Consider the following 19,534-nt stretch of genomic DNA (forward strand, 5'->3'; position numbering starts at 1 on the left):
CCCAAAAACGTGTTTTCGGATCGACAATGGCCGGCAGCGCGATTCAGCGCGCCGTCATGCGCCGGTCATTCCCCGACATTCCTCAAGCGTTGCGTCGATTATCAGCAAAGCCGACTGAACGGAATCCAGAAGAAGGGCGCCGGCGTCGGTCAGCTCGTTGTCGCGCGACCGATCGAACAGCTCGAACCCCAGCTCTTGCTCCAACGCCTTGATATGGTTGCTCAATGTAGGCTGAGAAACGAACAATATTTCGGATGCAGCGCGAAAGCTCCCGTGATGGGCAAGCGTCACGAACTCCCTCAAAAGCTCTATCTTCACCGTACCTCCTTCCTTCCCCGATACGTCACTTCGCGCACTCGTCGCCCTCCCGGCAAAGGTGCTCGCGAAGCACGTCGAGAACAGGCGCTATGCAAGGCCTTTCGGAAATCGGTCGATACACCAAACTCCGCGGCATCAGCAAGGGGCCCGCGTCGACCAGGTCTCTGATCACGTAGCCCTCCCGCCGGGCGAAATACTGCGACAGCATGGACTTCATGGAAATGAAAACCGCATCCCCCAGGTCAACGGTCCAAAAGTTCAGCAAGTTGTCCATGGGGATCAAACGAAACCTCAACCCCATATCGTCGCCCAGCATAGCGATGATGATGCGTTTCCAGCTTTCCGACTCGATCACGTCAAGCTGCGCGATCTCCGCGCCGCGCAATCGCTCGCGCGTCAAAGGCCCCTGCGCCAGCGGATGATTCTCCCTCATCGCAATAGCGCAGGGCTCGTGTCCGTACGGCTCGTACTGAAGCCCCATCCCCAGAACCTCCATCCGCAAAGGCGGAAGCAGGTCGAGGTCGTACATGACCATGACGTCGGCGCCATCCTGCGTAAACGGGTACAGCATCGGCCTTTTATTGTCGTAGCTCACGAAAGCGTATCGACAAGGACAGTACTTCTCGAGCGCAGCGCGCAGCTCGAATACGGAACAGCGCAGCGATATGTTCACGACGCAGTCCCGCCCTTCCTGCAAGCTTGCAAGCTCGCGGCATTGATCCAACCCCCGATCGACGGCCTCCAGCGCCCGCTCCATGCCGTCGAGAAACGCAACGCCCGCGTCGGTCAACTCGCTACCGCCGCAACGATCGAACAGATCGAATCCCAGCTCTTGTTCAAGAGCCCTCATGTGGTTGCTCAACGTGGGACGAGCAACGTACAGCCTGTCGGCGGCTTCCTGGAAGCTGCCGCATCGGGCCAACGCAACGAATTCCCTCACATGCTCAAGCTTCACGGCACCCTTCCCCTCGCTCCTCTCGACCGAGCATATCCCTTGATAATACCGAGTGTCTCCCCTGACGGCAACACCCCGTTGCTCCCCGACGGCGGGTTCGCCGTCCGCAAAGTCGCAGGCAAAGCGCAAAGCTAAATCGAATGGGCGTATAAAAAATGCGAACCTTCCCCCGCGCTCCTTCCTCGTTAAGATACTGACGCCCGTTAACGGGGAGCACGGCGAAGGACTGCTTGGGGGAAGCGTCCGCAAAGTTCACGCGCGAAGCTTTGCGCATCTCCACGACATCAAGCGAATCTCAAGCGATTCCCGCCAACAGAACCGCTACTTCAAGAAAGAAGGAGAAGCATACGCATGAAGCACGCCGAAGGAACAGCCCTAAGCGCTGCCATAGGAAGAAGGAGCTTTCTGAAGGGCTCCGCTGCGGCAGCTGTCGCAGCCGGCCTGGGGTCGAGCCTGTACGGAAGCGAATTCGCCCTCGCGAGCGAAAAGGAAGTCAGCACGAGCGAAGAGGTTGTCAACCCCGGAACCTGCCGAGGGGGTTGCGGAGCCGGTTGCCAGATGAACGTGCACGTCCGCGACGGGAAGATAGTCAAAACATCCCGCAGAAAGCAAAGCGACCCCGACGTGACCCGTGTCTGCAACAAGGGGCTGACCCATGCGCTGCGCGTGTACGCCGAAGATCGCCTGAAGTACCCCATGAAGCGCGTGGGCGAACGCGGCGAGGGCAAATGGGAGCAGATCAGCTGGGATGAAGCCATCGCCACCATTTCCGACAAATGGAAAGAAGTCAACGAGAAGTACGGCCCTCGCGCCAACGCGTTCCTGTGCGGCTCCGGCAACATCACCCCCGACTCCCAGCACGGCAAACGCCTGTGCTCGGCCATGGGCGCGACCTTGCTCGACGCCGCTCAAGACCGCGTGTTCTACGCGTCGTTTCCGCCTATCGTAGGCGGGTTCAAGGGGGCGGGCGGCGGTGGCCGAAACGATCTCAAGAACGCCAAGCATATTTTCATCTGGGGATTCAACCCCTCTGAAGGCGATAGTCAAACGTTCCACTACTTCTTGCAGGCAAAGGTCGAGCACGGCGCCAAGATGATCGTCATCGACCCAACGTTCACCATCGCAGCCTCGAAGGCAGACCTGTTCGTCCCCATACACCCCGGCACCGACGGCGCCCTTGCCTTGGCCATGGCGAACGTCCTGGTAAACGAAGGCCTGGCTAAAGAAGATTTCCTGCGCTCGGACACCGTGGCGCCGTGTCTCGTCAAGGAAACCGACGGCACGTACCTGCGACTGAGCGATATCGGCAAAGCCACGGCCGGCACGCCCGAGGACAAATGCGTCGTGCGCGCCGCAGACGGAACCTTGGGCGCCCTGGGCGAGATACCCGATCCGGTTATCCGCGGCACGTTCGCTATCGAAGGCGTCAAAGTGACCGCGGCATACGACCTGCTGCTTGAACGCGTAGTAGAATGGACTCCTGAGAAAGTCTCCCAGATCTGCGACGTTCCCGTCGAAACCATCAGGGAGCTTGCGCACATGGTCCAAGACGGGCACAACTCCGTCAATATAGGCCTTGGCCTTGACCACGTCACCAACGGCATGGCAACGTTCTCGTCGATTCTTTCTATGTGCATGATCGCCGGCCAGTACGGCCACCCCGGCAACACGGCAAAGGGCATGTTCCGCGGAGAGATCTCCATCGGCTGGATGCCCTACGGCCTGGCCAACCCCAAGGGAGCGCCCGGCAGCCAGGTGTTCTACTCGCCCGCCCTGCTCAACTGCATGGAGTCGAAGAAGTACGGCGACAAGGACATCAACATCAAGACCCTCTATATCTGGGACCACAACCTGTTCGGCACCCAGGTAGGCGGCGTGCGCTGGCGCAAGTTCCTGGAAGACGTGGAGCTGCTGGTAGTGGCCGACGTGGTTTCAACCAGCACCACGAACTACGCTGACATCGTCTTGCCGGCCTGCCACTACTTCGAAACCGAGACCGCTTCAGGCGACGACACGCGCTACGTGTTCCACAATGCGAAGTCCGCAGAGCCCCTGTACGAGTCGAAGAGCGACTTCGACATCTTCAAGATGCTGTTCGAGAAGATGGATCTGCAGGAGTACGACTTCAAGGACATCGACGAGCTCATGAACGCCGTATTCGACAACCCCACGGCGAAAAAGATCAACCTTACCTGGGATCGCGTGAAAAAAGAAGGATCCGTCCTGACCTTCGAGCCCGACGATCGCGTCATGGGGCAAGAAGGCACGTACGGCACGCCGACGGGCCGTTTGCAGTTCTACCAGGAATCCATTCCGCTCGACACCGATTACGGCCAGAAAATCGATTTCATGAAAGAGCGACTGCCCTACTGGGAACCGCCTATGGAGGCCTGGAGGGAAAACCCCCTGGCAGAGAAGTACCCGCTGGTGTTCACCTCCGAGCGAAGCAAGTACAAGGTGCATACGCAGTACACGCGTGTGCCTTGGCTGCTGGAGTTCGAAGACGAACCCTACGTTGCCGTCAATCCCGTGGACTGCGAAGCGCGCGGCATCTCCGACGGCGATTACATTCGCATGTTCAACGACCGCGGCACCTGCACGTTGCGCGTAAGGTTCAACAACGGCATTCGACCCGGCATGGTCGTGATCGACCACGGCTGGGATCTTGACCAGTTCGTCGACGGTTTCTACTGCGACTTGCTGGGATACAACGTGACCCCCGTGGTGGCGAACAGCTATTACTTCGACACGCTGATCGAAATCGAGAAGGCAACCATCTAGAAAGGAGGAACCCTGCATGCGTTACGGAATGGCGATCGATCTGCAGCTGTGCTTCGGCTGCACGGAATGCGCGGTAGCGTGCAAGTCGAACAACAACCTTCCCAACAACATGTGGTGGAACCGCGTGCTCACCGACGGAGGCGATTACCCTGACACCGCGAAAGGAACGTACCCTCAGGTGACCATGATGCACTACCCCGTCGGATGCCAGCATTGCGCGAACCCCGCCTGCGCGAAGGTCTGCCCGGTTGGGGCAACCTGGCGCGACGACAAGACCGGCATCGTGGTGCAAGACGTTGACAAGTGCATCGGGTGCCGCATGTGCATGGGCGCATGCCCCTACGGCGTCCGTACGTTCAACTGGGAAGAGCCCGCCTACGCCGTGGACTTCCCCCTTGGCGACGCCGATGCCCCCAAGCACGTTGCAGGCGTGGTGGAGAAGTGCACCTTCTGCGCGAACCGCCTTGCGCGCGGCGAAGAGCCCGCGTGCATGGAGCACTGTCCTGGACGGGCGCGGTACTGGGGCGATCTCGATGACCCCGACAGCGACGTATCGCGCGCGATCGCGGGACGTCCCACCGTCCGTCTGTTGGAAGACAAGGGCACGGAACCTTCCGTGTACTACTTGGCGTAAAGGAGCGCTCTAATGACTGAACCGACCATGACCAAACGCTCTTCGACCGCCATCTGGCTGGGGGTGTTCGCGGCATTCGCTCTTGCGGGAACGGCGTGCTTCGTCTTTCAGGCGATGCACGGCCTACAAGTTGCGCATTTGAACAACGACATCACCTGGGGGCTCTACATCGTAGGCTTCCTGCTGTTCACCGGCGTTGCTGCAGGATGCCTGTTGTTCGCCTCAACGCCGTTCGTATTCTCCGGCTTGGAGGCATACCGTCCCTACGCGCGCGTGGCCTCGTTCGTTTCCGTGACATGCGGGTGCCTGTGCGCAGGGCCGTTCATCTTGGTGGACACGGGAAATCCGCTCCGTGCGTTCTCGATCCTGACCAGCTTCCAGATCGCGTCTCCCCTATTCTGGGATACCGTCATACTGATCGCCTACGTGGTGCTGGGCTGCGCGTTCACTATCGCGCTCGTCAAGGTGTCCGAAGGAAAGAAAACCGAGGCATCCGTGCGCCCCTTGGCTATCGCGGTATTCGTAGCCGCGCTGCTGGTGACGATCACTTCGCTGGCGTTCGCGCTTCAGGTGGCACGCCCAACCTGGAACAACCCCGGATTGGTGCTCTCGTTCTTCATCGCCGCCGTCGTTGCCGGCGGATCGCTGCTCGTCGTTGCATACGCCATGCTTGACCGCAGCGGGTACCTGCCCATGAACGCGAAGGTAGCCTGCGGCTTCTCGCGCGTCGTCGCCTTGTTCCTTGTTGCCGAGCTGGTGTTCTCGCTGGCCGAGGCGTTCAGCGGACTGTATATCGCCGTGGGCGAAGAAGCCGCCGTTGCCGCCTGGCTGACAAGCGGTCCGGGAGCGCCCTTCTTCTGGATCGAGGTGGCCTGTTCCGCAATCGGCATCGCCCTGCTGCTGCAAAAGACGCAGAGCCTGCACGTTGCGGGCGCCATCTTGGCTTTCGCATCCATCTTCTTGGTGAAGTACAACATGCTGCAATCGCAGCTGCACAACCCGCTGATCGGTTTCGCAGGCCCCGTCGCCGCGCCGGGAGCGCCCGCAGGAGCGTACTTCCCCGGAATGATCGAATGGTGCGTAGCGGCAGGCATCGTGAGCATCGGACTGCTGGCTGTAACCTTGGGCCTCTCGAAGCTCAAGCTGGGGAAATAACCCTGCGCTCACAGCTTGAGCGCAGCCAGCGTCCAAGCTGAAAAGCCGCCCCGAGCGCAATCCACACCTGGCGGGAATACCATGCTGTTCGGGTATTCCCGCCTTGTTCGTCGCAATAGCAAAGGAGCACCCTTCATGACCAGCACGCTTTCAAGCAACCATGAAGAACAGCCGGATTTCTCGTACCTTCTGGGATGCGCGGATTTCTTCAGGCTGACTTCGATGTTTCTCCTCAATCCCTCCGAAGAGCTTGCACAGGGCGTCCTTGGCGGCAGCGTGTTCGAAGACATGCGTTCCATATTCGAGGACGCGGGAATCGACCCCTTGCCTGCCATGTTCGAGCACGAGGATCAAATCCGCCGCCGAAACCCCACCGCAAAAGAAATGCAGGCAGAGCTCAGGCGAGATTACACCGAACTGTTCACCCATCCCAAACGACCCCTGATCGCGATCACCGAAATGAGGTTCAGGGACGAACGCGACCACGCGGACATCCCTTCCACTCCGTTTCTTAACGAAGCCGCCCTGCATGCCGAAAGCTGCTACCGGGCAGCAGGGCTTTCCCTAGCGCGCGACCGATCGCGCGAGCCGGGAGACCACCTTGCCATCGAGTCGGCGTTCATGGCCTACTTGCATACCCGCCTGATCGAAGCGCTCGACCAAGACAACCTTGACGAATACCGGCAATGGGAAAAAGCGCTCCAAGAGTTCGAGCCGCACGTAACCTGCTGGGCCTCCGACTTCTTCAGCGCATGCGCGGAATCGGGGTGCGGCGCGGTGTATCCCTGGCTTGGCAAGGTAGGCGTCGCGTTCATGGAACGCTACCTTTCGGATTGCGCGCAGTAAACGACGGGCATTGTCGTCCCAAACGGACGGTTTGACGGCGAAAAGCGTCCGTTTGGGGCGACAATGTTTCCCGGCGCGCGCCCGTGCGGGCTGGCGGCCCGCCGCCTCGTGCGGCCTACCCGATCCGGCGCTGCGCCGGATCGGGTAGGCCGCACCTCAACGCACGAAGCGCCCCGACGATGCGGGGCGCTTCGAAAACATGCGACAGGCGAACGCAAAGCGACGCTAGAACTTGATCAGCCCGAACGTTTGAGCGACGAACGCCACCAGGATGACGACCACCAGCACCGGCGCGACGTACTTGATCATGAACGCCCAGGCGTTCTTGATCTTGAACGGACCGGTCAGCTCCACTTCGTCGATGATGGTCTTCGGCTTGATGATCCAGCCAACGAAGACGCAGGTAAGAAGCGCCACGATAGGCATGATCACCGAGTTGGAGATAAAGTCGAAGAAGTCGAGCAGGCTCGATCCCGGACCCAACGGCTCGATGAACGACAGGCCGTTGTACCCCAAGTTGACGAAGATTCCCGCTGCGACCACCACGCCGATAACGGTGATGAGTGCCTTCTTGCGCGACCAGCCGGCACCGTCCTGCACGATGGAGACGCAGGTTTCGGTAAGGGAAATAGCGCTGGTCAGCGCCGCAAACAGCACCAGCAGGAAGAACAGAAAGCCCATGATGGTAGCAGCACCGCCCATGTCCGCGAACACGGTGGGCAAGATGACGAACATAAGCGACGGGCCGGAGTTCTCCGCAACGGCTTCGCCCGAGCCCATGGCCACGAACGCGGCGGGCACGATCATGAGGCCGGCCAGGAACGACACGCCGATATCGAAGCCGCCGATACGCGTGACGCTCGAGGTCAGGCTGGACTTCTTGTCCAGGTAAGAGCCGTAGGTGATCATGATGCCCATGGCAAGCGACAAGCTGTAGAACATCTGGCCGAGCGCGCCGATCACCAGTTCGGGAGAGAACTTGCTGAAGTCGGGCACCAGGTAGTACAGAGCGCCTTCAAGAGCGCCGGGCATGGTGAGCGTGTAGATGGAAATGCCCACGGCCATGATGATGAGCGCCGGCATCATGACCAGGTTGGCCTTCTCGATGCCGCCCTTCACGCCCAGGGACACCACGATGAACACGACGGCCATGAACAGCAGCATCCACAGGAAGCTCTCGGTGTTGCTGGTGATGAACCCGGTGAAGAAGTCGCCGCCGTCGGCAAGCGCCTCGGGGCCGTTGATCAGGTACGCAGCAGTGTACTTCGTCACCCAGCCGCCGATGATGCAGTAGTACGGCGTGATGATGAACGGCACCACCGATGCCAAAATGCCGATGAACGCGTACTTCTTGCCGAAGCTCTTGAACGCGCCGATGGCGGATTGGCCGGTCTTGCGGCCAAGCGCCGTCTCAAGCAGCAGCAGCGATACGCCGAACGTGAACACCAGCACCAGGTACGTGATCAAAAAGGTGCCGCCTCCGTATTGGGCGGCCAAGTACGGGAAGCGCCACATGTTTCCCAAGCCCACGGCCGAAGCGGCCGCAGCCAGGATGAACGCCCATTTGCCCGACCACGCAGAGCGCGCGGGCGCGTCGGTAGATGCCATTCGATTCCTCCATTGTCGATCAAATATTGACAGGGGTTCCCGCCAACCGATCTCGCTCGCGGGAACTCGGACGCCGTCACCTGCGGTCTCTCCCTACCAGCACGGCGATCCAGGTGCATAATTATAGCGGCAAACGACCTTCGTCTGGTCATGTTTTGCCGCAAGAACCACCTGGGAAAAGGATTTTTTGCGAAATTGCACGGCTATGCCCCGCGAGCGAGCGATTTAAGCGCCCCAACGGCTTTCCGCAGATGGCGACGCGGCTCGATCAGGGCGGTTTTTTCCGCTCGGCCAGAGAGCGCTTTCCCGCAAGACCCGCCGTGCGCTACCATAGAGCGCGCAGACGCGACAATGCAGCAGCATCATCAAAGGGAGGGTGGACATGACGAAAACGGGAAAGGCGAACCTTGTCGGGAAGGCGGTCCTCGTGCTGGCGGGAGCGCTTTTGGCGGCGCTGCTCTGCTCGTGCTCCGCCGCGCAGCAACCCGACAGCAAGACCGCAACCGACGCGCTCGACGCGCAAACGGTGCGCGATGCGCCGCTTGCCCAGCCGGAGCACCCCGACGCCCAGTACGTGCTCGTCATAGGCGACGACTCCTGGGGCGCCTACACCCCGGGGCGCGCGGACCTCATGATGCTCATGCGCCTGGATTTCGAGCGCAACCAGATATCGCTGGTCACCGTGCCGCGCGACACCAAGTACGTAGCGCCGGACGGCGGCGTGTCGAAGCTCAACCAGGTGTACTGCGACCAAGGCCCCGAAGCCCAGTGCGCCGCGGTTTCGAGCGTCGCGGGCGTGGACGTGACGCAGTACGTTGTGATCGGGTTCGAGGGGCTCCAAGGCATCGTGGAGCACTTCGGCGGCCTGAACGTGAACCTGCCGTACGCCCTGGACTACAGCTTCTACACGAAGGACTACCCCAACGAGCAGTTCGCCGAGGGTGAGCAGACTCTGACGCCATGGCGCGCGATGGCGCTTTCGCGCACCCGCACAAGCTACGGCGACTACAACCTGGAGCAGGACATGATGCGCCAGGTGGTGGATCGGCAGATGATGGTGAACCTCATCCAGCTGGCGTTCGCCGACCCTTCGCAAACCAAGACCCTGCTTGGAGCCCTGCAGGGGTTCGTCACCACGAACGTGACGCTTGAAACGCAGTCGCTGTGGGCCGACGAGCTTGTCGACGGGTCGCAGATCACCGTGCACGCCACCAGCGGTCCGTACACCGGCGGCATCGACGAGGAGACGCAGTTGTGGCTGGTCACGCCCGATCCCGAGAACTGGAAAGCGCTCATGACCGCCGTCGACGCAGGGCAGGACCCCGCGCAGGCAACGGCGGCGTACGCCGCGGCATCGGAGTCGCCCCGAGCCCCCGTCAGCACGTCCGCCACGATAGCGCTGAACTAACGGAGCGCAAACCCCGCCAAGCTAGCAGGCGGCGACCAACCGCACCTGAGAATCGGCGTCGGTGCCAAGCGGCTCGCCCACGGGCAGGGTCAGACGGTACTTGTCGGACACATGCTCGTAGCCGGCCGATTGCGCCAGGTGCCGCATCGAATCGTTGTGCGTTTCCATGTAGATGGTGTCGATGCCCAGCATAGGGGCCATGGACGTCCATGCCGACAGCATGCGGCGCATGAACCCCCTGCCGCGATGCTGCGGCGGCGTGTAACACGCAACCACGGTAGCGCTGCGCTGGGCGCCGCCGTGGGCGCTGATGGTGGGAATGCGGTCGGCAGCTTCCAGGCCGGACATCGAGACAACCTCGCCGCCCTGCTCCACCAGCGCGAAGAACACGCTGGTGTTGAGCGTGCGGCGCAGGAACGCCTCGGTCTCGGCATGGAACAGCCTGCACGCATCGCCCGACGGGGCGAGCCCCCAGTACTCGACCGACTGCGCGCAGCGGAAATCGCAGATGGTGGCTATATCTTCTTGGTGCGCGAGGCGAAACGTAGCCGCAGACCCAACGATCTCGCCGTCTTCGTTCGCGGCGCGCAGATCCGAGTCGTCCTCGCCAAGCTGCAAGACCAGCCCGAACGCCATGGCCCGCATCTCCTCGGAAAAGCCGCCGGAGAAGGCGCCTTCGGCAAACGGATCGATCACGTTCGCCGGAGCAACGGAGGACGCGCCCACCACGACGCTCCTCCTCGAGTCCGGGACGTTCGTTTTATTATGCTCCCTCATGTATGCTGCCTCCTCGCCTACCGCCGCGCCGGGTGCCGTCGCGACCATCGCGCCGTTTGCCGCCGAACGAATCGAATCCTTCAAAATGAGCCAATGCCCCGAACGCCGCAAAGTGAGGAAGCCCCTCTTCCGCATCGAATCGGTCATCCTCGCCGAACAACCTTCGAAACGCCTCTTCGCGTTGACGGCGAACCGCTTCCAAGCCGCCTTCTTCGCATTCGTCTATCTCGTCTTCAAGCACAGCCACGACGCGATCGAGGTACGAGCCGAACAGCTCCTTCTCGAACTCCTCGAGGCAGTCGAACATATCCGCAGGGCCTTCCTTGGCGGAAGGCTGCTTGACGGCCCGGCCCTTGTCCGTAAGCTTGACCACCATCACGCGCCCGTCTTCTTCCGACTGCTCGCGGGAAACGTAGCCCTTGCCTTCGAGCTTTCCCAGAAGCTCGTTGAGCGACGAGGTCCTGATGTCGAGCACGTTGGACATGTCTTTCGTACTCACGCCGTCTTTCACCTTCAGGAGCGCCAAGATCCTGCCCTGCCCGCGCGTCGGATCGGCCAAAGGGCTTCCGCCTTCAACCGAGAACCGTCTTCGTATAAGCAGGTGCTGAAGCGCGACGAGCTTTTCGTAGAGCAGCACGTTGGCGTCGAGCGCAGGCTCGTCGACGATCCGATTCGCCGCCGCCTCGATGCCTTCGCCCCCGTGATTGGAGCACTTCGAATTCTCGTCCATATCGCGCTCCCCCAGAAGGTTTGACAGGTACCTTTCATAATGCAGGAGCACATAATAATCCGGTACCTGTCGGAAATCAAGAACTTTCTGACAGGTACCGGCTCTTTTTACGCAAGATTGACGGTCGCTTGCGGGCGCGTTCCCCTCGCTGCCCGTTTCCGCGACCGATTGCGTACGCGCGCGTGCTAATATTTCCTTTTACCAACGGTCGGATTCGAGCCGGGTCGCTCGCGCCGTGCCGCACCAAGGATCGTCCGGCGCCGCGCCGCGCCCGCGAAAGGAGGCAGCCCATGCTGCTCTCGTCGGGAGAATTCTCTCGCATGTGCAACATCAGCAGGGAGCTGTTGATCCACTACGACCGCATCGACCTGCTAAAACCCAAGATCATAGCCGACAACGGCTATCGGTACTACTCGCTTGAGCAGCTGTACCTCTACGACGCCATCCGCTTCTTCATGGACGCCGGCATGTCGACGAAGGAGATCCGCGATTACCTGGACCATCGCACCACCGAGCTGTTCTTGGGAAGCATTCAAGAACGCATCGATTGCCTGCAGCGCCAGCGCGACGTGCTGAACGCGCGCATCGGCATGATGGAGAAGATGCGCTACATCACCCAGCGCGCGCTTCGCTTCCCCAAAAGCAAGCCCTCGCTTGCCAACTGGGACGAGCTCTGCTTCATCACCACCGACATCGCGTGCTCGCACACGGAGCACACCTACGCCCAGGCCATCAGCGAGCACGCGCGGTTCTGCAGGACCGCCGCGAGCGTTGCCACGTTTCCCCTGGGAAGGATCGTGGACGTCCCGGACGCCGAGCACGCTGAAGCGTTTCGCTACACCAAGCTGATCACCTGGATCGATCCGCCGAAAAACCCCGAGAAGCTCGACGGGCGCATCTTGCGCAAGCCCAAGGGGACGTATGCGGTCATCCTTCATCAGGGAGGCCCTCGTACGGTCGCGCAATCCTACGCCGACCTGCTGACCTACATCGAAGAAGAGGGGTTCACCCAGGCGGGGCCCATTTTCGAGATGGACGTGAACTCGTATCTGACCTCGGATTCCCCCGAGGACTACCTTCTGCACATATCCACCTTGATAGAAGAGTAACGGCGCGCATGCGCGCCGTGCGGGCGAAACGAACGGCGCCCCCGGTCGGCGAGGCTCCCGCCCGCACGGCAGCCTTGAACCAAAGGGCAGCTTGAAATTCGGGTGCAACGCAAAAGAAGGGCCGCATCTTTCCTCGATGCGGCCCTTCTTCCATTCCATCGACCGGTTAGGCGCTCATGCGGCCGGTTTCCTTGATGAGCTGCGCCACGACGGACGGTTCGGAAAGCGTCGATATCTCGCCCAGGTTGTCGGTTTCCTTGGCGGCGATCTTGCGCAGGATACGACGCATGATCTTGCCGCTTCGGGTCTTGGGCAGCGCCTTCGCGAAGTGGATCACGTCGGGCGTGGCGATAGGCCCGATGACCTCGCGCACCTGATTGCGCAGTTCGTCGCGCAAGTCGTCGTTGATGACCGCGCCCTCCTTGACCGTCACGTACGCGTAGATGCCCTCGCCCTTGACCGGATGGGGATAGCCCACCACCGCGGCTTCGGCAACCTGCAGGCAGGACACGAGCGCGCTTTCGATCTCGGCCGAGCCGATGCGATGGCCCGACACGTTGATGACGTCGTCGATGCGGCCCGTGATCCAGAAGTACCCGTCCTCGTCGCGATAGGCTCCGTCGCCGGTCAAGTACGCGCCCGGCACCGGGAAGTACACGTTCTTGAACGTGTCGCGATTCCCGTGCACTCCCAGCATCATGCCAGGCCACGGGCGCGCGATCATAAGGCTTCCCGACTCTCCCGCCGCGGTTTCCTCGCCGTCGGCGCCCACCACCTTGGGCACGATGCCGAAGAACGGCAGCGCAGCGGATCCGGGCTTCATGTCCACGGCGCCGGGCAGCGTGGTGATCATGACGCCGCCGGTCTCGGTCTGCCACCAGGTGTCGGCGATGGGGCATCGGCCCTGGCCGATGGCCGAGTAGTACCACAGCCACGCTTTCGACGTGATAGGCTCGCCCACCGACCCCAGCAAGCGCAAGCTGCTGATATCGTGCTCGTTCACCCAGCGCTCGCCGTCCTTCATCATGGAGCGAATGGCGGTCGGGGCCGTGTACAGGACGTTCACGCCGAACTTCTCGACCACTTCCCAGTACCGGTCGGGCTTGGGATAGTTGGGAACGCCCTCGAACATGAGCGCCGTGGCGCCGTTGGCCAAAGGCCCGTACACCAGGTAGGAATGGCCCGTGATCCAGCCCGCGTCGGCAGTGCACCAGAAGATGTCGTTCTCCTTCAGGTCGAACGAGTACTTCGTGGTGAGCGTCGCGTACAGAAGGTACCCGCCGCTGCCGTGGACGATGCCCTTGGGCTTCGCCGTGCTGCCGCTTGTGTACAGGATGAACAGCGGATCGTTCGACTCCATGCGCTCGGGCTCGAACGACGGAGCCTCGCCGGCCATGATGTCGTCCCACCACACGTCGCGATCGGCCGCCATTTCCGTGCGCTTCTCGATGCGCCGCACCACCACGCAGTGCTTGACCTGCGGGCATGCTTCCACAGCCTTGTCGCAGATGTCCTTGAGGTGCAGGATCTTGCCGGAACGGTACCCGTAGTTCGCGGTGATCACCACGGTAGCGCCCGAGTCTTCGATGCGGTCTTTGAGCGCTTCGGCGGAAAGCCCGCTGAACACCACGCAGTGCACGGCGCCGATGCGCGCGCACGCCAGCATGGAGATGACCAGCTGCGGCACCATGGGCAGGTACAGCACCACGCGGTCGCCGCGCTTCACGCCCAAACTGGACAGCATGTTGGCCGCCTTGCAAACCTCGCGGTGGAGGCGCTGGTAAGTGTAGACGTCCACCTCCTCCGAAGGTTCCCCCTGCCAGATGAGCGCAGCCTTGTTGCGGCGCGGGCCGTCCAGGTGGCGGTCCAGGCAGTTGTACGACACGTTGATCTGTCCGCCGCGGAAGTAGCGGACGAAAGGCTCGTCCGAGCTGAAGTCGTACTCCTCCACCGCGTCCCAACCGCGGTACCAATCAAGGTTCTCGGACGCCATCTGGCCCCAGAACGCCTCCGGCTCTTCGATGGATCGGCGGTACAGCTCGTCGTAATCCTGGCGGCTCTTGACAAGGGCCTTGTAGCTGAACTCGGGGGATGCCTCGATAAGGCGCTCGTTTTCGAGCATCTGCCTGATGAAGGCGTTGCGCGTGTTCGTCTTTCTCATAGCGGGCTCCTATCTTTTCTTTCGTCGATTACGCCACGTTGTCGACGAGCAGCGGTCCGCTCGCGATCATGGGGGTGTACACGGTGCGGGGAATGAAGCTTTCCGGGGTGCATGCCTGCAGGTCGGCGCGCAGGTCGGGTCGGCAGTGCGCCAGCTGGGCGAACGCGTCTTCCAGCAGAACGGACTCGTTGATGGAGCGGCATCCGCTCATGGCTGCGCACAGCACGTGCCCAACGCCGCGATCGCAGCGCGCGCACCAGTCGAAGCCGCTCTCGTCCATCAGGGCCACGGCGAACGCGATCAGGTCGGGATCGCCAAGGCACGGCAGCAGGCGCTCGATCTTCTTAGCTGCGACAGGACCCCCGTCGAGCACTTCCTCGATGCGGCGCAAGGCGTCGCGCCGGACGAACGTCGCCACGTCGGCGCATGCAAGCGAGATCAAAAGGTCGACGTCGTCGAGCGCGGCCGTGGCGGCGATGCGCGCGGCGCGGCTGACCCGATCGGATGCCGCGAACGCCAGAAGCTCGGCTTCGTCAAGCCCTCGCACGGCGCAGCGGAGCTCTTGCCCATGGAGCTGGCCGATCCGAGCCACAAGCTCGTCTGCGCCAGGATACGATGCCGACGCCGCCGAGCGGACCGAAGCATTCTTCGCTGCTGTCTTCTTATTGGTTGCCTTCATGGTTCTGCCTCCTTCTTCTTCGCTGCTCTTGCTTGGACAGGTTCGTAACCGAAACGAAGCGGATGAAAACCGAAACGGGCGTTCATCGCTTTCGGGCGTGGGTCCATCCTGGGGGTTGCAACAATTACAAGGTCAACCGGCATCCCCGATACCCGCCTGCGACCGGTTCCTTCCCTGCCGCGAACGGGCATGCGAAACGATGCCGACGCCGAAAAGCCCCCTTCGCGCCGCGTCGCCGGCGCACGGCCCCCTCCGCCGCAGCGCAATCGAGTGCATCTTGCAGCTTTTTTCGCACGCATCCCTTGACGCGTACCGCTTCGTTCGTTATAAGTTACCCTAACCTAACTTTTCCGAGTAGAACGGATATTATGGACGACATGCACTACCGGTTGGACTTCGAGCGAAAGCTCATCCACCATTGCACCCCCGTGCTGGCAGCGCTCAAGCCGGCCAACCTGTTCACCTGCCGCGACGAATCGGTGCCGGGAATTCGCGGAAACGGACCGAACCCGGTGGACCCGCACGAGTACCAGGACAGCTTCTCGAAGGCGCTTCGCACCGCGCGCGTCAAGCTGGCACCGTGCGGCGTGCGCATCGAGGTGCTGGCGCGACGACCGGCCGGCCCCCTTGTATACGTGTACCGGCCCCATCTTCTCAAGCTGAGCATCCAGCAGGAAAACGTAGCGGCATACCTGCGCAAGGAAGGCTACGACCCCTCCTGCCTTTCCACATGCATAGAGCGCCTGCACCGCCGCATCTGCGGAACGGACGTGAAAAGCCAGCTGACCGGCTGCTGCTCGTTTCCCCACGAGATCGGGTTCTTTTTGGGCTACCCCTACGAAGACGTGGTGGGATTCATCGAGAACCGCGGCGAGAACTTCCTGTGCAGCGGCTGCTGGAAGGTATACGCGCAGGAACGCGACGCCCAAGCATGCTTCTGCTGCTACAAAAACTGCACCACCGTGTACGAGTGCTTGTTCGACGAGGGGGTTCCCCTGGAATGCCTCGCCTCGCTTGACGAGGACTTCCCCGCCGCAGAGGCGTTTCGCGCCGCCGGCTAGAACCACGTGCCGAACCCCGACGCAGGCGTCGGGCGACACGGGCGCGCAGCTTGTTTCGGCAACGCGTCCGCGTCGCTCGACCAGCGAAGGAACACCAACCCGATAGGAGCATGACATGAGCAAGATCGCAATCGTTTTCTGGAGCGGAACGGGAAACACCGAGGCCATGGCCGACCTTATAGCGCAGGGCGTGCGCGCGAAGGGAAGCACGGCGGACATCTTCCAAGCGTCCGACTTCCACGCATCCCACGTGGCCGATTACGACGCCTTCGCCCTGGGATGCCCCGCTATGGGCGACGAGGAGCTGGAGGACGGCGAGTTTCTTCCCATGTACGAGGAAGTGGAGCCTAAGCTGGCCGGTCGCACGGTGGTGCTGTTCGGCTCGTACGATTGGAACGACGGCGAATGGATGGAGCTTTGGGAGCATCGCGCCGAGGAAGCCGGCTTGATCGTGGCGGACTCCGTCATCGCCAAGGACTACCCCGACGACGAAGCCAGCGCCGAATGCGTGCGCGTGGGCAACGTGCTGGGCGAATAGGGATTTGAGTCGTCGGGCGGGCGGCTGAGGCGGTTGCAGCCCTAGCCCGCGTGCGCGGTTGCGGCTGCCGCGTGCGCGGGCTAGGCTGCCGCCCGCCCGACGTCCGCACATTTTGTGAACCCGCGTTCAATCCTGGTAAAATCGCCGCGCTGCCCGCAGCAGCGGTGGCATACTGGGTCGGCTCGATCTCGAAAGGACCGCACCGACCCATGAAACGAAGCCTCATAGCCCTTGCCACCGGATCGTTCGCCTTGGGATTTTCCGAGTTCGTCATGATGGGCATCCTTCCCATCGCCGCGGCCGGCCTGGGCGTCAGCGTCCCGGACGCCGGAACCTTCATATCCTCGTACGCCCTGGGCGTATGCGCAGGAACGCTGTTTCTGGTGTTCGGAAGGCGCGTGCCTCCGAAAAGGCTCTTGCTCCTGTTCGTGGCGCTGATGATCGTCGGCAACGCCGCCGCCGCGGCAGCTCCCAATGCAGAAGCACTCACGGCGGCCCGTTTCGTTTCGGGACTTCCCCACGGCGCGTTCTTCGGCACCGCCACCATCGCGGCCAAAAAGCTGGCCGACCCGGGGCACGAAGGCCAGGCCGTCTCCATCATGGTGCTCGGCCAGACGATGGCGAACATGCTCGGCGTGCCCGGCGGCACGCTTTTGGCGGGCATGCTGTCATGGCGCGCGGCGTTTCTTTTCGTCGCGGTTTGGGCCGTCGGGTCGCTGCTGCTCGTGCTGCGCTTCGTCCCGCGCATCGATCCCATTCCCGACGCGGGCCTTGCCGGCCAGTTCCGCTTCCTGAAAAAACCCGGCCCCTGGCTGGTCATCGGCGCGGTGCTGCTGGGAAACACGGGCGTGTTCTGCTGGTGGAGCTACGTCTCGCCCTGGCTGACCGACGTAGGAGGGTTTTCCGCATCCCAGGTTCCCGCGCTTTTGGTGCTGGCGGGGCTGGGCATGGTGATCGGGTCGCTGGCGGGCGGGCGCGTATCGGACCGAACCACGCCGGGAAAGACGTCGGCAATCGGGCAGACCGTGGGGTGCGCGACGCTCGCGCTTATCTTCCTGTTCTCGGGAACACAGGCATCGTCCGCCGCGCTCATGTTCGCGTGCGCGTTCGGCATGTTCTTCGTATCCAGCCCCCAACAGCTGCTCATGGTGAACGTCGGGCGCGGCGGCGGCGAGATGATCGGGTCGGCGTGCGTGCAGGTGGCGTACAACCTGGGCAACGCGTTCGGGGCGATGATCGGGCAGGCCGTGCTCAACGCAGGAGCCGGATACGCGTGGCCGAGCCTTGCGGGAGTGCCGTTCTCGCTTATGGCGGCCGGTTTGCTGGTGGCGTTCTTCCTGCGGTTCGAGAAGCGCTACCGCGTCGCGCCCGAACGCGCCGGCTGCGCTTTTCCAGTACAATACGAGCATGCGCCGCAAACGACGGGACATGCGGCGCCGTCGAAAGGAACGTCATGAAGCAGTGCATGGACGCCGACAACCTGCATCGCAGGCTGAAGAAAATCATCGGGCAGGTGCAGGCCATCGACCGCATGGTGGACCAAGACGTGCCTTGCGAAGACGTGCTTTCGCAGATCAACGCCGCAAAATCGGCGCTTCACAAGTGCGGGCAGGTGGTTCTTGAGGGGCACATCCAGCATTGCGTACGCGACGGCATCGAGCACGGCGACGCCGACAAGACCATAGAGAGCTTCACGAAAGCGGTGGAGCGCTTTTCGAACATGAAGTGACGGCGCGCAAGAGCCACCGCACCTCAACGCCGAACGCTGCGATCACAACCTGTTCGCAGCGTTCGGCGTTTTACGCGCGCGAAAAACCGCGCGAGTCGCTTCGACGCCCCGCCCTGTTGCTTCCGACCGCCGCGCTTCGCCTTGCCGCGCAGTTGAAGCCGGGGCTCGGCTGCACGACAGGGTCGCCGACCCGAGAGCGGCCGCACGGCAAGGTCGCCGACCCGAGAGCGGCTGCACGACAGGGTCGTCGACCCGGGTTCGGCCGCCGCATACCTCGCAGCGGGGACCTTGCGCGCGAAAAACCGCCTTCGCTGGCAGGTTTTGACGGTTTGAGGTCGTCGGGTCGAGCCTTCCCTTCGCTGAAGCACAGCGTGCTTTCCGTTTTGCCTGGTCATAGCTTTGGGCTTCTACGGTGCGCGTTCATAGGCGCCTACCCGGACGGATGCGACGACCCCTAAACGCAAAAACCTGCCAGCGAAGGCGGTTTTTCGCGCGCAAGGTCCCCGCTGCGAGGTATGCGGCGGCCGAACCCTGGTCGGCGACCCTGTCGTGCGGCCGCTGAACCCGGATCGGCGACTCTGTCGTGCGGCCGCTCTCGGGTCGGCAACTCTGTCGTGCAGCCGAGCCCCGGCTTCAGCCGCGCGGCAAGGCGAAGCGCGGCGGTCGGAAGCAACGGGGCGGGGCGTCGAAGCGACTCGCGCGGTTTTTCGCGCGCGTAAAACGCCGAACGCTGCGAGCAGGTTGTGATCGCAGCGTTCGGCGTTGAGGTGCGGTGGCTCTTGCGCGCCGTCACTTCATGTTTGAAAAGCGCTCCACCGCTTTCGTGAAGCTTTCTATGGTCTTGTCGGCGTCGCCGTGCTCGATGCCGTCGCGTACGCAATGCTGGATGTGCCCCTCAAGAACTACCTGCCCGCACTTGTGAAGCGCCGATTTTGCGGCGTTGATCTGTGAAAGCACGTCTTCGCAAGGCACGTCTTGGTCCACCATGCGGTCGATGGCCTGCACCTGTCCGATGATTTTCTTCAGCCTGCGATGCAGGTTGTCG

At 62.3% G+C, this 19,534-nt stretch carries 18 protein-coding genes; 10 read left to right on the forward strand and 8 right to left on the reverse strand.

Annotation, left to right across the window (positions count from 1 at the left end; genetic code table 11):
• Positions 1-54 precede the first annotated feature (54 nt).
• The gene (locus ACMNI9_RS01000) at positions 55-318 is read right to left on the reverse strand and encodes a LysR family transcriptional regulator (protein ID WP_181792558.1); all 264 of its coding nucleotides are present in this window, start codon (positions 316-318) and stop codon (positions 55-57) included.
• A gap of 25 nt (positions 319-343) precedes the next feature.
• Positions 344-1,273: a LysR family transcriptional regulator gene (locus ACMNI9_RS01005; RefSeq protein ID WP_418830402.1), complete on the reverse strand. Its 930-nt coding sequence runs from the start codon at positions 1,271-1,273 to the stop codon at positions 344-346.
• A 351-nt stretch (positions 1,274-1,624) separates the two neighbouring features.
• On the opposite strand from ACMNI9_RS01005, the gene ACMNI9_RS01010 reads away from it, so the two are divergent.
• The 4 genes from ACMNI9_RS01010 to ACMNI9_RS01025 all read left to right on the forward strand — a co-directional run bounded on the left by ACMNI9_RS01010 (position 1,625) and on the right by ACMNI9_RS01025 (position 6,689).
• Positions 1,625-4,054: a molybdopterin-containing oxidoreductase family protein gene (locus ACMNI9_RS01010; RefSeq protein WP_418830404.1), complete on the forward strand. Its 2,430-nt coding sequence runs from the start codon at positions 1,625-1,627 to the stop codon at positions 4,052-4,054.
• 16 nt (positions 4,055-4,070) lie between these two features.
• Positions 4,071-4,688: a 4Fe-4S dicluster domain-containing protein gene (locus ACMNI9_RS01015; protein WP_418830407.1), complete on the forward strand. Its 618-nt coding sequence runs from the start codon at positions 4,071-4,073 to the stop codon at positions 4,686-4,688.
• A 12-nt stretch (positions 4,689-4,700) separates the two neighbouring features.
• Complete coding sequence (gene nrfD, locus ACMNI9_RS01020; RefSeq protein ID WP_418830409.1) at positions 4,701-5,843, forward strand: NrfD/PsrC family molybdoenzyme membrane anchor subunit; 1,143 nt, start codon at positions 4,701-4,703, stop codon at positions 5,841-5,843.
• Positions 5,844-5,978: 135 nt separating this feature from the next.
• Complete coding sequence (locus ACMNI9_RS01025; RefSeq protein ID WP_418830411.1) at positions 5,979-6,689, forward strand: TorD/DmsD family molecular chaperone; 711 nt, start codon at positions 5,979-5,981, stop codon at positions 6,687-6,689.
• Between the two features lie 225 nt (positions 6,690-6,914).
• On the opposite strand, the gene ACMNI9_RS01030 is transcribed toward ACMNI9_RS01025, so the two are convergent.
• Positions 6,915-8,297, reverse strand: coding sequence for a sodium-dependent transporter (locus ACMNI9_RS01030; RefSeq protein ID WP_114566848.1), 1,383 nt, complete (start codon positions 8,295-8,297; stop codon positions 6,915-6,917).
• Between the two features lie 382 nt (positions 8,298-8,679).
• Between ACMNI9_RS01030 and ACMNI9_RS01035 the strand changes: the two genes are divergently transcribed.
• A complete protein-coding gene (locus ACMNI9_RS01035; RefSeq protein ID WP_418830413.1) occupies positions 8,680-9,705 on the forward strand; it encodes an LCP family protein in 1,026 nt (341 codons plus the stop codon).
• 21 nt (positions 9,706-9,726) lie between these two features.
• On the opposite strand, the gene ACMNI9_RS01040 is transcribed toward ACMNI9_RS01035, so the two are convergent.
• A complete protein-coding gene (locus ACMNI9_RS01040; RefSeq protein WP_147269863.1) occupies positions 9,727-10,482 on the reverse strand; it encodes a GNAT family N-acetyltransferase in 756 nt (251 codons plus the stop codon).
• Positions 10,469-11,212, reverse strand: coding sequence for a MarR family transcriptional regulator (locus tag ACMNI9_RS01045; RefSeq protein WP_114566845.1), 744 nt, complete (start codon positions 11,210-11,212; stop codon positions 10,469-10,471). The genes ACMNI9_RS01040 and ACMNI9_RS01045 overlap by 14 nt, the downstream gene beginning before the upstream one ends.
• Before the next feature lie 290 nt (positions 11,213-11,502).
• On the opposite strand from ACMNI9_RS01045, the gene ACMNI9_RS01050 reads away from it, so the two are divergent.
• Positions 11,503-12,321, forward strand: coding sequence for a MerR family transcriptional regulator (locus tag ACMNI9_RS01050; RefSeq protein ID WP_216529983.1), 819 nt, complete (start codon positions 11,503-11,505; stop codon positions 12,319-12,321).
• 166 nt (positions 12,322-12,487) lie between these two features.
• Here ACMNI9_RS01050 and acs read toward each other — a convergent pair whose 3' ends face one another.
• Both acs and ACMNI9_RS01060 read right to left on the reverse strand, forming a co-directional pair.
• Positions 12,488-14,482 (reverse strand): acetate--CoA ligase, encoded by a 1,995-nt coding sequence (acs, locus tag ACMNI9_RS01055; RefSeq protein ID WP_114566843.1) that lies wholly within the window; start codon positions 14,480-14,482, stop codon positions 12,488-12,490.
• A gap of 28 nt (positions 14,483-14,510) precedes the next feature.
• On the reverse strand, positions 14,511-15,161 hold the full coding sequence (locus tag ACMNI9_RS01060; protein ID WP_418830416.1) for a hypothetical protein: 651 nt from the start codon (positions 15,159-15,161) through the stop codon (positions 14,511-14,513).
• Between the two features lie 368 nt (positions 15,162-15,529).
• Between ACMNI9_RS01060 and ACMNI9_RS01065 the strand changes: the two genes are divergently transcribed.
• The 4 genes from ACMNI9_RS01065 to ACMNI9_RS01080 all read left to right on the forward strand — a co-directional run bounded on the left by ACMNI9_RS01065 (position 15,530) and on the right by ACMNI9_RS01080 (position 18,489).
• The gene (locus tag ACMNI9_RS01065; RefSeq protein WP_114566841.1) at positions 15,530-16,222 is read left to right on the forward strand and encodes a DUF3793 family protein; all 693 of its coding nucleotides are present in this window, start codon (positions 15,530-15,532) and stop codon (positions 16,220-16,222) included.
• A gap of 115 nt (positions 16,223-16,337) precedes the next feature.
• Positions 16,338-16,760 carry a flavodoxin gene (locus ACMNI9_RS01070; protein ID WP_114566840.1) on the forward strand — a complete coding sequence of 141 codons (423 nt, stop codon included), beginning with the start codon at positions 16,338-16,340 and terminating at the stop codon, positions 16,758-16,760.
• A 209-nt stretch (positions 16,761-16,969) separates the two neighbouring features.
• Positions 16,970-18,217 carry an MFS transporter gene (locus ACMNI9_RS01075; RefSeq protein ID WP_418830419.1) on the forward strand — a complete coding sequence of 416 codons (1,248 nt, stop codon included), beginning with the start codon at positions 16,970-16,972 and terminating at the stop codon, positions 18,215-18,217.
• Positions 18,214-18,489, forward strand: a complete 276-nt coding sequence (locus ACMNI9_RS01080; RefSeq protein WP_114566838.1) for a metal-sensing transcriptional repressor — start codon at positions 18,214-18,216, stop codon at positions 18,487-18,489. Before ACMNI9_RS01075 ends, ACMNI9_RS01080 begins: the two co-directional genes overlap by 4 nt.
• Before the next feature lie 789 nt (positions 18,490-19,278).
• Here ACMNI9_RS01080 and ACMNI9_RS01085 read toward each other — a convergent pair.
• On the reverse strand, positions 19,279-19,534 hold a 256-nt coding region (locus ACMNI9_RS01085; RefSeq protein WP_418830422.1), incomplete at its 5' end, for a metal-sensing transcriptional repressor.

Origin of the sequence: Paraeggerthella sp. (assembly GCF_048427265.1) — a bacterium.
Classification (GTDB): domain Bacteria; phylum Actinomycetota; class Coriobacteriia; order Coriobacteriales; family Eggerthellaceae; genus Paraeggerthella; species Paraeggerthella hominis.